A 15,620-nucleotide genomic window follows, 5' to 3' on the forward strand; every position below is an offset into this window, starting at 1 on the left:
TTTCCGAGTACGGAGGTCAGGTATGTCCGGGCGGAGCGGGCGGCGGGGTCGACGAAGTACAGCGTGTCGAAGATGTTGCGGTTGGCGTTTGACAGCGTGACTGCGTTCTCGGCGGCGCCGTTGCGGTTGGCGACCTGGTTGGGTCTGCTGGGTGGGGTGATGTCGGGGTTGTTCGTGGTGGGTGCGTTGGTCATCAAGTTGACCGGTCGGGGTGTTCCGGGGTGGACGTCGACGGTGTTGGCGGTGAGTGTGATCGGGGCGATCCAGTTGTTGTGTCTGGGCCTGCTCGGTGAGTACGTCGCCCGGTTGTTCCAGTCGAGTCAGCGCCGGCCACAGTTCCTCGTCGGGTACGACAGCCTCGAAGACTTGGGGCACCACACATACTCCGAGGACAACGACTAAGCTCCGTGCCCTATGAGTTGGTACGACGCACTCGAGGCCGGTGAGCTGACCGTGCGGCCGTCGGTGGATGCGGCGAAGCGGTTCGGGGTCTCGATCGACCGGATGTCCGTGTCCGCCTCGGCAGGTACGCCGCTCGCCGAGGTGCTGTCCGCTGTCGAGAAGTCGACCGCTGACGTGATCGTGCTCCGTTACCCGGCTCGCGAGACCACGTGGTTTGCCGCGCTGGCGAGTGGACCGCGGCGCGCGCTGCTGGCCGACACCGTTGTGTACTGGTCTCTCCCGGTCGGCAAGGGGCGGCGGCCCGCGCCGCTGGCCGGGTTCACCGCGCAAGTGGAGCCGGCGGCCGACGACGAACTGGTGGACGACCTGGTCGCGGACGTCTTCGGCGACTCGGGGAACCACTACTGCGCCAACCCGGTGTTCGACCGGGGTCTCGCGCTGGCCGGCCGGCAGGAGTGGGCCCGGCGGCGGATCGCCGACGCGGGGGCGGTGGTCCTGCGCGGCCCCGACCGGCGGGTGCTCGCGCTGGGGTCGATCGATGAGCAGCGTTCGTGGACAGAGATCCAGCTGGCGGGCGTCGTACCGGCCGAACAAGGCCGCGGCCGCTACGGTCACCTGCTCGCCGCGATCGAGGACGCGTGCACGACCAGGCGGCTGGTCGTGTCGACTCAGTCACACCACACCGGCATCCAGCGCGTCTGGTCCCGCTACGGATTCGAACCGGTGCATAACCTTCTGACCGTTCACCTCGTTGCCGCTGCGTAGAGAGTGCCTTGGGGGGGCACCACGTGGTCCAGCAGTGAGGGAGTTTTGCCGGAGTGACGCCGCGGCTGAGCGTGGTGGTGCCCTTCTACAACGTCGGTGAGTACATCGGAGCCTGCCTGGAATCGATCCAGCGGCAGACGTGGAGCGATTTCGAGGCGATCCTGGTCGACGACGGCTCGCCGGACGACAGCGCGGTGATCGCGAAGGCGGTCTGCGCCCAGGACCCCCGGTTCCGGATCGTCCAGCAGGACAACGCCGGGCCGGGGCCGGCCCGGGACACCGGGATCCGGGAGGCGTCGGGCGAGTACCTGGCATTCGTCGACGGCGACGACCTGGTCTCCCGGCACGGGTTCGCGGCGCTGATCCGGACGCTGGACCGGACCGGCTCGGACTTCGCCGGCGGCAACGCGCGGCGGTTCAACAACAGCTTCGGGGTCCGTCCGTCCTGGCTGCACCGGCAGCCCTTCGCCCGTACCCGGCACGCCACCCACGTGTCCGAGTTCCCCGACCTCGTGCTGGACCGGATGCTCTGGAACAAGGTCTACCGTCGGTCCTTCTGGACCGAGTACGGCTACAGCTTCCCGGCCATCCGCTACGAGGATTACCCAGTCGCGCTGAAGGCGCACCTGGACGCGGTGACCGTGGACACGATCCCGCAGGCGGTCTACTACTGGCGCGAGCGGGAGTCCGGTGAGTCGATCACCCAGCAGAGGTACCAGCTCGGCAACATCCGTGACCGGGTCGTCTCGGCCGGTCTGGTGATGGACCTGGTCGAGGACAGCCTGCCGGTGGTCCGCCGGCGCGTGCACGCACACCTGGCCCAGATCGACCTGCTCACGCTGATGTCCGCGTTCGGTTCGGTGCCGGTCGAGGAGGAGCAGCACCTCATCGAGCTGTCCCGCGAACTTCTCGATCGGCTCGACGGCTCGGTGCTGGCGGCCACCCACCGCTACGACCGGATCCAGCACGCGGCGCTCCGGGTCGGCGACGTCGACCTGCTCCGGAGGCTCGCGGTCTTCCGCAACGACGGTGGACTACGCGGCGGTGCCCGGGCGGTGCCTCGCTCGCGGCGGCGGTGGCATCTCGACTACAACTACCCGGGCCTGCGCGAGGCCGCCGTACCGCAGGAGCTTCACCGCGTCTCGGAGCAGGACCTCACGCTGGCGACGAGTGTGCGCGAGGTGGCTTGGATCGACGGCGCCTTGTCGGTCAAGGGCACGGCTGAGATCCGCCACCTGGAGACAGAGCGCTCATCGGACCTGGAGATCTCCCTTGTCGTCGGGGACACCGCGCATCCGCTCCAGGTACGCCGGTATCCCACGCTGGACCTGCACGGTGACATCACGCCGGTCGGGTTCGAGGTACTGCTGGACCGCGAGCTCCTCGCGCAGTGCACGGCTGATCCGGCGCATTTCGACGTGCGAATGAAGTCTGGGCGACGGCAGCGGCGGGGGATGCTCCGCGGGCAGGGGCCGGGAAGTCCCGGCTGGCCGCCCGGCGCCTGGATCGACGAGGCGAACTGGATTCAGCCCGGGTCGGGGAAGCATGGATGGTTCGCGCTCCGGAGGCTGACGGATCCTTGCCGGCTGACGTCGGTCGAGCGGACACCGGATGCGCTGGTGGTGCGCGGCCGGTCGTCGTTCGACGGTCCGTCGTTGCTCGTCACCCGGCCGGTGAAGGGTGGCGAGGAGAAGGTCCCGCTGGAAGTCGAGGGCCGTGACTTCACCGCCCGGCTGCCGATCCGGGACATCCTGGCGCAGACGAATCCGGACGACCCCTTCGGTCAGCGTACGACGCGATCGTTCCGGCTCCGCGGTCCCGAAGGACAGCACCGGGTGTTGCTGTGGACGGCAGGGGAGTCCGCGGTCTCACACGTCGGCGGCGGCCGAGTGGTCACGCTGACCCGGTCGACCGGTGGGTACGTGAACCTGCACGAGTCGCCGATCCGGACGACGGCGACGGCTGCGGTTGCCGATGGCAACATGTTGGTCGTGCGCGGGTCCGAGGGCGGTGACGTCGACTTCGGCTGGCGGCGCTACCTGGCCGATTCCGATGATCACCTGGACGTGGCCTGTCGGCGTACCGTGACTGAGGACGGCTGGTCGGCAGCTGTCGACGTGGACGCGTTGATCCCGGCTGCGGCGGTGCGCGTCTCGGCCGACCCGCTGGCATCGCTGGCGGACTGGATCCTGTTCGCGACGAAGTCGGACGGTTCGTCCCATGCCGTGCAGTGCGAGCCGTTCCTGTGCAGCCGGTTGCCGTTGACGATCTCGCGCGACAGACACGCCCTCGCCGTACGGCCGCATGCCGGCACCCTGCACGTGGAGGTCCGCTGATGCATCATCACAACCACTACTACGGTCAGGCGCACATCCTGTCGCGCTATGCCGGGCTGGACTTCAATCACCCGCCACGGTTGCGTGGCTATCTGCAGCACGGCTGGAACATCGGCTGCGGGTGGAACCCGGTGCACGAGTTCTACGACGGCGCCTGGCGGTTCACCTGGAGTGATGCACCTCGGCGGCGCGGGCATGCGCTCGGGCGGCGGAACTACCACAGCATCGGCGCCCCCTTCCTGTACCTGCTGGAGTTGGAGAAGGACGCCGAGCCGGTCGAGCGCGAGGGCACGCTGTGGTTCCTCTTCCACGGCTGGGAGGGCGGCAAGATCCACGGCGACCACCAGCGACTGATCGACGAGATCCGCGAGACCGAACCCGGCCCGGTCACCTTCAGCCTCTACTACACCGAGTACGAGCGTCCCGAAGTACGCCGGTACTACGAGGACGCGGGCTTCCGCGTGGTGTCGTTCGGGCGGCGCGGCTTCTCCTACGAGGGAACCGATCGGCGCTTCCTGTTCAAACAGCTGGACGAGCTGCGGCGGCACCGGCGGGTCGCGGCCAACCGGTTGTCGACGGCAATCTTCTACGGCGTCGCGGCCGGCTGCGAACCGGCGGTGTACGGCGACCCGATGGAGATGGAAGGCGAGAATCCCTTGTTCGGTGGGCAGAGCCGGATCGAACGGCTGTGGCCGGAGATGCTCGGCAAGTCGATCGACCCGGAGGCCGCGCGGGCGACGACCGACCTGGAGCTCGGCAAACCCTGGATGATGCCGCCCGCGGAGCTGCGGATGCTGTTCGATTGGAGAGAGCGTGTCTGAGGTGCAGGTGGTTCGTGGCGAGATGCAACCGTGGACCGATCACACGGCGCATCAGCCAGCCCTGGCGGAGCTGCTGACCGATGTCGTTCCCGCCAACCGTCGCACGCTGATCGTCGGGCCGCACGCCCCACTTCTGATCGAGTCGGTCCTGGCCCACTCCGCGGACGTGACGATCCTGGTCCGCTCGATCTCCGACGCGCAGCAGTTGGCCGAGGAGTTCGGGCCCTGTCTGCACGTGGTCGCCGGTGCTCTGGACGGCTTGACCTCGTCGCATCCGTTCGAGGTGATTGTGGCCGCGGACGGCCTCGATCGTGTCCTCGGCTACGACAGCGGTGATCTGAGCTGGACCGAGCGGCTGAACGCCCTGGCTTCGCTCGCCGCTCCTGACGCGGTCGTCGTACTCGGTCTCGAGAACGAGTTCTCGCTGCTGAACCTGCTGGACAGCCGCCCGGCCGACGAGCGCCACGGTGACGACGAGTGGCGTCCGTTGCATGACGACCCGACCCGCCCGGTGTCGGTCGATCAGCTCGCGTCGGCTCTGCCGTGGACCGCGCAGGTGTACGCCGACTTCGGCTCGCGAACCTTCGTGACCGCGGAGGTCGCCGCGGGGGCCCGCCCGGGGGAGCTGCCGACTCGTCTTGCCGTGGATGCGCTGGAGGCGGCCGATGTGCCGCTGCTCTCGCCCATCGCCGAAGGCGTCGACTCAGCCGCACGGGCCGGGCTGCTCGCGTCCATCCCCACCGGCTGGCTGGCCATCTCCGGCGCCCGAGCTCCGCACGACCTGTACGCCGAGACCGGCCCAGCCGTCCTCACCGCCGACCGCTCGCCGGCCGGTTGGCAAACCACGGTGTCGGCCTCGACGTCCGCGAGTGCGGCCGACGCCTCTTCCGCGAGCCCGCTGGTGTTTGACGCGGGCGTCGTACCGCCTCAGGTTCCCGATGGGGTGACCGTTGAGTCCGTCCTCGTTCGTCTGGCTGCGGCCGAGGACGTGCCCGCGTTCCGCAAGCTGGCCGCTCGGCTCGGGGAATGGGCCACGGACTCCCGGGTCGCCCTGCGCTGGGACGACGTCGTGGTCGACGCAGACACGTTCGCCCACGGGGTGTCGCCGTGGGTGACCGAGGAGCCGACGGAGAAGGCGGACCTGCTGGCGGCCGCGTGGTACCGGTTCCACGAGCGGCTGATCGGTCAGCACCGCCGCCACCCCTGGCCACCGTGGATGCTCGGCGACGACCTCGTCTCCACCTGGCTGGGAATGTCCGGCGTCGAGCCGCCCGAGCCCGTCCCGGCGACCTCGCCCGACACCCCACCGGCGTCCGCCGGACAAGTTGCTCGCGGCAAGGAGTTGGCCGCCGCGCTGACCGCCGTACTCCCAACGCGTGACGGCTCGGCGGTCGACGTCCGTACCGCGCTGGCCGACGCCGAGCAAGCGCGGCGCGAGTTGTTCGAGCTGAAGGGGCATGTCTACGGTCTCGAGCGCACGCTGGGGTTCCGCAACAAGGCGATGAAGACGCGGGAGAACCGCATCCGGGAGCTTCGCACGCAGTTGCAGAAGCTGACCGTGGACCACGACCGGATCCGCGGATCACGTACGTACGCCCTGTCCCGGGTGATCTTCCACGCCGCCCAGGTCCGCAGGCCGCACGTGGTGGCCCGCAAGCTGTCCCGTCGCCTGCGGAAGCGATGATGACGCCGCGGCTGAGTGTGGTGGTGCCGTTCTACAACGTCGGCGCCTATCTCGGGGACTGTCTGGACTCGATCGAGCGGCAGACCTGGACCGATTTCGAGGCGATCCTGGTCGACGACGGCTCACTGGACGACAGCGCGGTGATCGCGAAGGAATTCTGCGCACGTGACTCCCGGTTCCGGATGATCCAGCAGGACAACGCCGGACTCGGTCCCGCCCGCAACACCGGCGCCGATCACGCCGTCGGGGAGTACGTCGCCTTCGTCGACAGCGACGACCTGGTCACCCGGCACGGGTTCGGCATGCTGGTCCGGACGCTGGACCGGACCGGTTCGGACTTCGCCGGCGGCAACGCGCGGCGGTTCAGCAACAGCTACGGAGTCCGGCCGTCGTACCTGCATCGGCAGTGTTTCACCCGCGACCGGCTCGCCACTCACGTGTCGGAGACGCCCGAGCTCGTGCTGGACCGGATGGTCTGGAACAAGGTCTACCGGCGATCGTTCTGGGACGAGTTCGGGTACCGCTTCCCGGCCATCCGGTACGAGGACTACCCGGTCACGCTCAAGGCCCACCTCGACGCGGTCACCGTGGACACTCTCGCTGCCCCGGTGTACTTCTGGCGCGAGCGGGAGTCGGGTGACTCGATCACCCAGCAGAGGTTCCAGCTCGGCAATCTCCGCGACCGCGTCCTCTCGGCCGGTCTGGTGATGGACCTGGTCTCGGACGCGTTGCCGGCGGTTCGCCGCCTCGTGCAGGCGCACTTCACCCAGATCGACCTGCCGGCCGTACTGGCGGCCTTCGCCACCGTTCCCGCGGATGAAGTGCAGCAGCTCGCCGAGGTCGCCCACGAGCTGATCGATCGGCTCGACGAGTCGGTGCTCGACGAGTCGGTGCTCGACGAAGCGCCGCGGCTCGACCGGTTGCAGTATGCGGCACTCCGGGCCGGTGACGTCGAGCTGTTGCGACAGCTTGCCCTGTTCCGCAACGACGGCGGGGTTGGTGTGCGTGCAGTGCCCCGGCCGTGGGGACGGTGGCTGCTCGACTACCCGGGCCTCCGCGAGGGCGCCGTACCAGAGGAGCTGTACCAGGCTTCGGACGACGACCTGACCTTGGCGACCAACGTGTGCGAGGTGGCCTGGGTCGACGGCAAGCTGTCGGTCAAGGGCACAGCGGAGATCCGGCACCTGGAGACCAAAGGCTCCTCGAGCCTCCGGATCGCGCTGGTCATCGGCCGGCGTCCCTATCCGTTGCAGGTACGGCGATTCGCGACCACGGACCTGCGCGGCGACGAGTCACTCGTCGGGTTCGAGGTACTGCTGGATCGTGAGCTGCTGGCGAAATGCACGGCCGGTCCGGCCCACTTCGACGTACGGATGACGTCCGGGCGGGTACGGCGGCGGGACGTGCTGCGCGGGCAGCGGGCAGGTAGCCCGGGATGGCCGCCTGGGGCGTGGATCGACGAGACCAGCTGGATTCAGCCCGGGCCCGGCAAGGACGACTGTTTCGCGATCCGGCGGCTGACGGATCCGTGCCGGTTGACCTCGGTGGAGCAGACCCCGGACGCGCTCGTGTTGCACGGCCGGTCGCGGTTCGATCGTCCGTCGCTGTTCGTGACCCGGCCGGTGGCGGGTGGCGAGCAGGAGGTCCCGCTGGAGGTCGACGGCCGTGACTTCACGGCCAGGTTGCCGATCCGGCCGATCCTCGAGGAGACGAACCCGGACGACCCGTTCACCCAGCGGACCACGCGGGCGTTCCGGCTGCGCGGTGCCGAGGGCGAGGAGCAGGTGCTGCTGTGGACGGCCGGCGACCGGCTGGTCTCGCACGCCGAGGGCGGCCGGGTGGTGATGCTCACCCGCTCCACCGGTGGGTACGTGAATCTGCATGAGTCACCGATCCGGACGACCGCCACCGCTGCTGTTGTCGCGGGCAACATGTTGGTGGTGCGTGGACCTGACTGGGGTGAGGTCTGCTTCAGCTGGCGGCGGTACCTGGCCGGCTCGGACGACCCCGTGGACGTGCCGTGTCGCCGTACCGTCTCGGACGACGGCTGGGCGGCCGTGGTGGGCATGGACGCGTTGGAGCCGGCGGACTGGATCCTGTTCGCGACGAAGCCGGACGGTTCGTCACATGCCGTGCAGTGCGAGCCCTTCCTGTCCAGTCGACTGCCGTTGACGATCTCCGCGGGTTTGCACACGCTCGCCGTCCGGCCGCAGGCGGGGACGCTGCACGTCGAGGTGAGGTCAGCGGCGGGCGACGAGGAGCTGGTGGGTGTCCGGCCAGTCGATCGGGTCGCCGCCGGGTGAAGTGAGGGACGCGACGGGTGCGATGCGGTTGTCGACGACCCAGTCGTTGCGCCACGGCTTCGAGGCCGGGTCGATGGTGAACCCGGCCCGCTCGGCGACCGCGGACCAGCCGGCGAAGTTCAGTCCGCAGAATTGTTCGTGCGTCTCACTCAGCCAGTTGTCGACGTAGTCCTTCCGGGTGAGGAAGTCCATCGCGTCGGCCAGCCGGAGTACGAGCCCGTCGTGGCGTACGTCGTACTCGAACGGGACGCCGGCGTTGCGCCGGAAGTCGTGGGCGAACTGGAAGAACCTGGCCCGGGTGGAGAGCTGGCGCACGGAGGACGCCGGGTCGGCGAGCGAGTCGAGCTCGGTGATGCCGTCCGGATTCGTGCCGTCGCTGTCATCGAGTCGCAGGACGACGGGACGGTCCGGCTCGGCGGGTCCGCAGACGTCGGAGTTGACCCAGACGCCGCCGGGTGCGGTGTGCGCGAAGAGCGCGTCGGCGAACCGCTGGACCGTTTCCGGTCGCGACCCGTCGGCGTACGACCAGATCTCGTGGGTCAGCGCGAGTGTCAGCGTGGTGTCGATCGAGCGCGGTGGGAAGACGGCCGAGCCGAGCATGTTGCGCTGGTAGAAGTAGACGTTCGGGTTCTGAAAGCGGCCTTGTTCCTTCTTGTGCACGCATTCGGCGTACAGGTGCCGGGCGACCTCGACCCCGATCAGGTCGGACTCGTGGAAGCGCGGATCCGCGTCGATCAGTTGCAAGGTCGCGCCGGTCGCACAGCCGACGTCGAGAATCCGTCCCGGACGCACGAAGTCCTTGATCTGCTGCCATTTCCGGTCGGCCGCGGTCTCGAAGGCGTCGGCGTACGTCTTGTAGTCCCGCGTCGTGGTCAGCCCGCCGTCGTCGCCGACGACCGGATCGTTCACGCACCGGGTGATGTGCGCGTCCAGGCCGTACCGCTCGAACACGTCCACGGTCGCCGGGTGCGCCAGCTCCTTCCACTGATCATTGCCCTCAGCAATCATCAGCAGCACGTCCCACGGCCGCTGGGTGCCGGCCGGCTCGACGCCGATCACGTCGTACCCGAGCTGCTCGTACAGCTTGCTCACCGCGGGCGTAGAGCAAGCCACCAGCGTGTTGGCCGGGGTCAGCCGGACGAGGTCATCGGTCCCGGCCTCGATCGCCTTGACCGTCACCTCGGCGAACTCGTCCGTCGGCGGCGTGTCCACGACCCCGACGACGATCGACCGGATCCCCTCCACCACACTGAGCCGCTCGATCGCCGCCTCCCGCCGATCAAACCCCACCGGATTCCGCTTCGTCGTCCGATGATTGGCCGAAGTAACCGCCCACACCACGGTCCGGTCGGCGTACTCCCGCAAGAACTCCCCCTGAAACCGGGTCAACACATGATGCCGCCCCGGAAACAACAAGTACTCGGTCATGTCAGAGCAGGTCCCAGGTCAGGGGAGTGCCGGCTTGGGCGTTGACTCGGAACGGGCGGCCTTCGACTTGGGGGTAGAGGTCGGGGGGCAGGCCGCCGGCGGGGCGGATGGAGCGGACGTTTTCGGGGGTGATGAGGTCGCCGGCTCTGACGTCCTGGGTGACGTAGAGGGAGCGGCGGAAGCGCAGGACGTTCTGTTCGGCTTGTTTGGGGCCGATGATCGGTTGGCCGAGGGCGAGTTGGGCGATGCGGGTGTTCTCGACCAGGGACGCCAGTTCGCCTGGCTCCAGGGAGAAGGCGGAGTCGACGCCACCGTCGACACGCTTGAGGGTGACGTGCTTCTCGATGACGGTCGCGCCCAGCGCCACGGCCGCGATGGCGGCGCCGATGCCCATGGTGTGGTCGGACAGCCCGACCTGTACGCCGAGGGCGTCGCGGAGGACCGGGATGGCGCGCAGGTTCGACTGCTCGGGCGGGGCCGGGTAACTCGCCGTACACGAGAGAACGATGATCTGCTCGTTGCCGGTCGAGCGGGCCGCGCGGACCGCGGCGTCGATGTCGGTCAGCGTCGCCGAGCCGGTGGAGATGATGATCGGCTTGCCGGTCTCCGCCATCCCGCGGACCAGCGGCAGGTCACCGATCTCGTTCGACGCGACCTTGTACGCCGGCACGTTCAGCTTCTCCAGGAAGTCGATCGCGGTCCGGTCGAACGCCGACGAGAACGCCACCAGCCCGAGGGACGAAGCCAGCTCGAACAGCGGCTCGTGCCACTCCCAGGGCGTATGCGCCTCGGCGTAGAGGTCGTACAGGCGCGCGTCACTCCACAGCTCGTGCTCCGCCGGTAGCCGGAAGGCCGGCAGGTCGACGTCGAGCGTCATCGTGTCCGCGGTGTACGTCTGCAGTTTCAGCGCCTGCGCACCGGACTCCGCCACCGCCCGGACGATGTCCTTCGCCCGCTCCAGATCGCCGTTGTGGTTCCCCGACATCTCCGCGATCACGAACGGCTGGTGGTCCGGCCCGACCGGCACGCCGCCGATCTCCATGGTCATGCTGTCCTCTGAGGTCGTCGGTCCTGCTTGCGCAGGCTGATCGGAATCACGGTGAGCTCCCGGCCGTCGGCGTACCGGACCTCGGGCGTCCCCTCGGTGAAGCGGAACCGCCGGTTCATCTGCCGGACGACGGTGTTGTGCGCCAGCACCTCGCCGGTGAGCAGCTCGAGTCCGAGGACGTCGAACGCGTACGCCGTCGCCTCGCGCATCACCTCGATCCATGCGGGCAAGGTCTCGCCGCGTCCGGCCAGGCCGTCCGCGTCGAGGAAGAACCCCCAGGCGGCGGTAGGTCCTTCGATGTCGAAGAAGTTCACCACCCCGGCCGTCGTGCCGTCGCGCTCGTAGATCAGCACCCGGCGGGTGGGATCGATCGAAGTCTTCGCCCACCAGGCGGCGTGCTCGTCCGCGCTGATCTCGTGAGACGTGATGCTGACCTCGCGATTGGCCCGCTGGTTACGCAGCCGCCGGATCGTGCCGGCATCATCTTCAGTGGCGTTGCGCAGCATGCGCCTAACCTAGCGTCTTCTCTCCGAGGGCCTTGATGTGTAAACATCTTTCGAGTTCATCGGCGAAGATGGTCGGAGAGTGACATGAGAGTCTGGCGAGTCATGGGCGTCCTCGGGATGACGGCAGGTCTGGTGCTGAGCGGCCTCACCAGTACGGCGTCCGCCGCGCCAACACCCGATGATCGGTGCGTCCCCAGCCCGACCACTCCGCTCCGGCAGTTCCGCGCCTCCTGGGTCGCATCAGTGGTCAACATCGACTGGCCGTCAAAGACCGGTCTGACCGCGGCCCAGCAGCAGGCCGAGCTGATCGGCTGGCTGGACGACGCGGTCCGCCAGCGTCACAACGCGGTGATCCTCCAGGTCCGCCCGACCGCCGATGCCTTCTGGCCGTCCACGATCGAGCCCTGGTCGCAGTACCTGACCGGCCGGCAGGGCGGCGACCCCGGTTACGACCCGCTCGCCTTCGCCGTCGCCGAGGCGCACAAGCGCAACCTCGAGTTGCACGCCTGGTTCAACCCGTACCGGCTCTCGATGGGCACGAACCTCAACGCGCTCGTCCCGACGCACCCCGCCCGACAGCACCCGGACTGGGTCGTCACGTACGGCGGCAAGCTGTACTACAACCCCGGTATCCCGGCGGCCCGCAAGCTGGTCGAGGACGCGATCATGGACGCGGTGACGCGCTATGACATCGACGGCGTCCACTTCGACGACTACTTCTACCCCTACCCGGTGGCCGGTCAGGTCTTCGACGACGCGGCGACGTACGCGCAGTACGGCGCCGGCTTTCCGACCCTGGCCGAGTGGCGGCGGAACAACATCAACCTGCTGATCCAGGAGATGCAGGACCGGATCAAGGCCGCCAAGCCGTGGGTGAAGTTCGGTATCTCCCCGTTCGCGGTCTGGCGCAACAAGGCCACCGATCCGGAGGGCTCCGACACCACCGCCGGTGTTCAGACGTACGACGACCTGGCCGCGGACACCCGGCGCTGGGTGCGCGAGGAGTGGATCGACTACATCGTCCCGCAGGTCTACTGGGCCGGTGGGTTCGCTCCGGCCGACTACAACAAGATCGTGCCGTGGTGGGCCGAGCAGGTGCGTGGCACCGACGTACACCTCTACATCGGTGAGGCGACGTACAAGGTCGGTACGTCGACCCAGTCGCCGGACTGGTCGGACCCGGCCGAGCTGAGTGACCACCTGGCGTTCGACAGCACGATCCCCGAGGTGAAGGGCAACATCTACTTCTCCGCCAAGGACGTCCGCGCAGACCGCCTCGGTGCGACCACGCTGCTCAACAACACCTGGTACACCCGGCCCGCGCTCATCCCGACCATGCCGTCGCTGGACTCGCGCGCACCGCTCCCGGTCCATGCCGTCCGCTCCACCCAGACCACTGACGGTGTCCAGCTCACGTGGCGCCGTACGTCTGCCGACAGCACGTCGTACGCCGTCTACCGTCGCGAACTCGCCGGCGGCGACCACTGCCCCGACAACGACGCCCGCAACCTGATCGGTACCACCCGCGACACGACCTACCTGGACACGACCGCCACCCCGGGCAAGGCCTACATCTACACAGTCACGGCCCTGGACCGCCTCGCCAACCAGAGCGTCCCGATCCCGACGGTGGTCTTGCGCTGACCGCTCAGGGCGTGCCGATGCTCGGTGTCGGAAGGGTCTGACCCGGAGAGGGTGTCTGGGTGGGTGGTGACCCGGTCGGGAAGGTTGGGCTCTGGGACGGGGTGCCCGATGGTGTGGGGAACGGGTTCGCCGGTGGTGGCGGATAGAGCTGGTAGACGCGGACCGTGCCGTAGTGGAAGCGCAGCTCGGTCAGGCGCTCGAGGTTCTTCGGAGGTGCGCTGACGCGTTCGTCGAGCAGCAGCCACTGGACGCCGTACTGAGTCCGCAGCCTCTCGAGTGCGTCGCGCGTCGGCTCGGTGAATGCTTCGTCGTTCAGGCGCAGCTTCTCCTCGTCCCAGTAGCTGCTCTGCACGCCGTCCGGATACGTGTCGTCCACTCTGGCCTGGTACGCCCACCCCTGAACGAGTACACGGCGTTCGGCATACCCGGCGATCCAGTACGAACCAGTGAGGCAGTGTGACGCGCGGGCGCGGTGACAGTGCAGGTTGGTCGCGATCAGGTCGCCCGACCCCGAGTTCCGTCGGATGAACCGCGCTGCCTCGATCCCACCCGGCGCGATCGACTCGTACTCCGTCAACGGCGGCGTGGCGAACTCGCGCAACGACACCACTGTGGGGGAGACCGTCGTACCCAGGAGAACCGCTACCGCGATGACAGCCCAGGTACGCCGTGAGCCGCGCAGGAGGAGTCCGAAGACGCCGATGCCGAGTACTGCGATGACGAGAGCAACCGCCAGCCCCTGTCCGAAGCAGTTCTCGGTCGTGCACGAGGAAGGCGACCGGTAGCGACCCCAGTAGATGGCGGCAACGCCGATGAGCAGTGCGATCGCGGCTACCCAGTACTGACGACGCTCCAGCGACCCGAGACCCCAAGTCGCGAGCAGGACGCCGTAGATGAAGCCGGTGCGGACGAAGAACAGCTGGGACTGGCCGTCGTCATACAGCAACGATGCGGCGCTCAGAGCAGCCAGGAAGCCGACGACGAGGAACACCGGCATCGGATCGCGCGGCAGCCGTCGCCGGATCAGCAGTGCACCGGCAGCAGGCATCAACCAGCCGATCACCACGACCGCGGCGATCACAGCGACTGCAGACCCGTCACCGCCCATGCGGTCCGCCATGCGCTCGAATGTCGCTCCCGGGTCGAACAACACGCTGGATTCGGCGCCGCGCAGTACCAGGAAGAAGGTCAGCGCATAAGCAGCCGCAACGCCCACACCAAGGACCAGCGCACGCAGGTTGAGCCGACCGGCCCGGACAGTTAGGTAGACCCACGCTGCAGCGAGCCCAGCGGCGTACACCGGCAGTGTGGTCGCCTTCGTCAGGGCAAGCACAGCAATGAGCACTCCGGCGGCGACGAACAGTCCAAAGAGCTGTGCACGTGTCTGACCCGGTTTACGTCGCAGAAGCAGCGCAGTGACCGCGATGAGCGGCAGCAACAGCACAGTGGAGAACGCCTGCGGTGGATTGGTCAGTTGACCAAGTGAGAACGGGCTGTCGGTGAACAGCCGGTCCGACACCGTCCACGGCCACGCAGCCAGATCGCCCGCGACCACAGTGAGCCCGGCAGCGATCGGCCCGGCGACAGCCCGTCCAGTGAGCAGAATGCCGACCGCGGCGGCGCCCAGCACAGTCAGCAAGAGCCAAGCGAACGGCACCATGCGGTGCGTCAGTACGTCGAGCGGAATGCTCGTGATCCAGTGTGACGAAGCGATGTGGTCGTACGCGGCCCAGTGGCTGGTCACCCACTTGCCATCGGCGTACGGGACCTTCGCCGGGAAGTGATGCGTGAGCTCTGCTGCCAGTGCGAGGTTGTGCGGCGCATCCGAGTTCGGCCGCAATGCGCTCGGCCCGGTCAGGGGGATGAGCTGCGACCCGACCCGCACGAACCACGCGGCCGCGACGCCGACCGCCACCATCGCGCCCGCGGTCGCCCACCACGGCGTCGGCCGCTCAGGCAGCTTCCGGCGCGGCAACGCGCGAAACATCCCGAAGGCCAGCGCCGGCATCAACAGCGCCGCGAACGGCATGCTGAACACCATCCCGAGCGGGTAGAGCAGTGCCTCGACGGCCAGTCCGAACGCCGTACCGAGGACGACGTCGGTGGTGAACCACCCAGTGCCCCCGGTGAGCCGCCGCCAGAACATCGTGCCCGGTACGACGATGACGACGAGCAGGTAGCCGAGATACGCGCCCGGCATCCACGGCGGATGCTCCTGCAACGCCACGAACCACGCCAGCGGCAGCACCGGAAGACTCACCATCGCGGCGAGCCGCGTTCCCCGGCCGGGACCAACCCGCCTTCCCCGGACGGCGGGCACGCGCTTGTTCCGCCGGCCTGGTCTGATCACCCGGAGAGTCTATGAGCCGGCGGAGTCGCGCTCACGGGCGGTGAGTCGTTTACGCACAAGCTAGGCTTTGGCCTCATGAGTTCGGTAGCACGTGGCAGGGTCAGGGAGTTGATGGGTGAGGTGATGACGGCGCAGGGAAGGACGTTGCCGGGCGACGACACCGCCGATCTGCGCGAGATCGGGTTCCGGTCGCTGGACTTCTCCGAGCTGGCCCTCCGGGTGGAGGACGAGCTGGGTGACGAGCTGAACTTCGATGCCCCCGGGCTGCGCCGGATCGCCACTGTCGGCGACGTGCTGGACTTCATCGAGCAACTCCAGTCGGCGTGACAGCGT

General features: G+C 68.3%; 13 protein-coding genes. 8 read left to right on the forward strand and 5 right to left on the reverse strand.

The genetic code is table 11. From position 1 onward, the window contains the following. The coding region (locus AB0F43_RS09330) for a hypothetical protein (protein ID WP_360473109.1) at positions 1-194 on the reverse strand (194 nt) is incomplete at its 3' end. 49 nt (positions 195-243) lie between these two features. Between AB0F43_RS09330 and AB0F43_RS09335 the strand changes: the two genes are divergently transcribed. Genes AB0F43_RS09335 through AB0F43_RS09360 form a run of 6 tightly spaced genes read left to right on the forward strand, consistent with a single transcriptional unit; the run spans position 244 to position 8,311 of the window. Then, positions 244-402 carry a hypothetical protein gene (locus tag AB0F43_RS09335; protein WP_360473112.1) on the forward strand — a complete coding sequence of 53 codons (159 nt, stop codon included), beginning with the start codon at positions 244-246 and terminating at the stop codon, positions 400-402. 12 nt (positions 403-414) lie between these two features. Then, positions 415-1,167 carry an N-acetyltransferase gene (locus AB0F43_RS09340; protein ID WP_360473115.1) on the forward strand — a complete coding sequence of 251 codons (753 nt, stop codon included), beginning with the start codon at positions 415-417 and terminating at the stop codon, positions 1,165-1,167. Between the two features lie 53 nt (positions 1,168-1,220). Next, positions 1,221-3,503: a glycosyltransferase gene (locus tag AB0F43_RS09345; protein WP_360473118.1), complete on the forward strand. Its 2,283-nt coding sequence runs from the start codon at positions 1,221-1,223 to the stop codon at positions 3,501-3,503. Then, the gene (locus AB0F43_RS09350; RefSeq protein WP_360473121.1) at positions 3,503-4,324 is read left to right on the forward strand and encodes a hypothetical protein; all 822 of its coding nucleotides are present in this window, start codon (positions 3,503-3,505) and stop codon (positions 4,322-4,324) included. The genes AB0F43_RS09345 and AB0F43_RS09350 overlap by 1 nt, the downstream gene beginning before the upstream one ends. Beyond that, positions 4,317-6,008, forward strand: a complete 1,692-nt coding sequence (locus tag AB0F43_RS09355) for a hypothetical protein (RefSeq protein ID WP_360473124.1) — start codon at positions 4,317-4,319, stop codon at positions 6,006-6,008. Before AB0F43_RS09350 ends, AB0F43_RS09355 begins: the two co-directional genes overlap by 8 nt. Further along, positions 6,005-8,311 (forward strand): glycosyltransferase, encoded by a 2,307-nt coding sequence (locus AB0F43_RS09360; RefSeq protein ID WP_360473125.1) that lies wholly within the window; start codon positions 6,005-6,007, stop codon positions 8,309-8,311. The genes AB0F43_RS09355 and AB0F43_RS09360 overlap by 4 nt, the downstream gene beginning before the upstream one ends. Here the strand turns inward: AB0F43_RS09360 and AB0F43_RS09365 are convergent. The 3 genes from AB0F43_RS09365 to AB0F43_RS09375 are packed head-to-tail and all read right to left on the reverse strand — an operon-like array spanning position 8,249 to position 11,293. Next, positions 8,249-9,739 carry a class I SAM-dependent methyltransferase gene (locus AB0F43_RS09365; protein ID WP_360473127.1) on the reverse strand — a complete coding sequence of 497 codons (1,491 nt, stop codon included), beginning with the start codon at positions 9,737-9,739 and terminating at the stop codon, positions 8,249-8,251. The genes AB0F43_RS09360 and AB0F43_RS09365 overlap by 63 nt on opposite strands. Position 9,740: 1 nt before the next feature. Next, positions 9,741-10,787 (reverse strand): pseudaminic acid synthase, encoded by a 1,047-nt coding sequence (gene pseI / locus AB0F43_RS09370; protein ID WP_360473129.1) that lies wholly within the window; start codon positions 10,785-10,787, stop codon positions 9,741-9,743. Next, positions 10,784-11,293, reverse strand: coding sequence for a GNAT family N-acetyltransferase (locus tag AB0F43_RS09375; protein WP_360473130.1), 510 nt, complete (start codon positions 11,291-11,293; stop codon positions 10,784-10,786). Before AB0F43_RS09375 ends, pseI begins: the two co-directional genes overlap by 4 nt. Positions 11,294-11,377: 84 nt before the next feature. Here AB0F43_RS09375 and AB0F43_RS09380 point away from each other — a divergent pair, with 84 nt between their 5' ends. Beyond that, the gene (locus tag AB0F43_RS09380) at positions 11,378-12,937 is read left to right on the forward strand and encodes a family 10 glycosylhydrolase (RefSeq protein WP_360473132.1); all 1,560 of its coding nucleotides are present in this window, start codon (positions 11,378-11,380) and stop codon (positions 12,935-12,937) included. A 4-nt stretch (positions 12,938-12,941) separates the two neighbouring features. On the opposite strand, the gene AB0F43_RS09385 is transcribed toward AB0F43_RS09380, so the two are convergent. Continuing rightward, positions 12,942-15,287, reverse strand: a complete 2,346-nt coding sequence (locus tag AB0F43_RS09385) for a hypothetical protein (RefSeq protein WP_360473134.1) — start codon at positions 15,285-15,287, stop codon at positions 12,942-12,944. 75 nt (positions 15,288-15,362) lie between these two features. On the opposite strand from AB0F43_RS09385, the gene AB0F43_RS09390 reads away from it, so the two are divergent. Beyond that, positions 15,363-15,614, forward strand: coding sequence for a phosphopantetheine-binding protein (locus AB0F43_RS09390; RefSeq protein WP_360473136.1), 252 nt, complete (start codon positions 15,363-15,365; stop codon positions 15,612-15,614). The last annotated feature ends 6 nt before the right edge of the window (positions 15,615-15,620 follow it).

This window comes from Kribbella sp. NPDC023972 (assembly GCF_040639075.1).
GTDB lineage: Bacteria > Actinomycetota > Actinomycetes > Propionibacteriales > Kribbellaceae > Kribbella.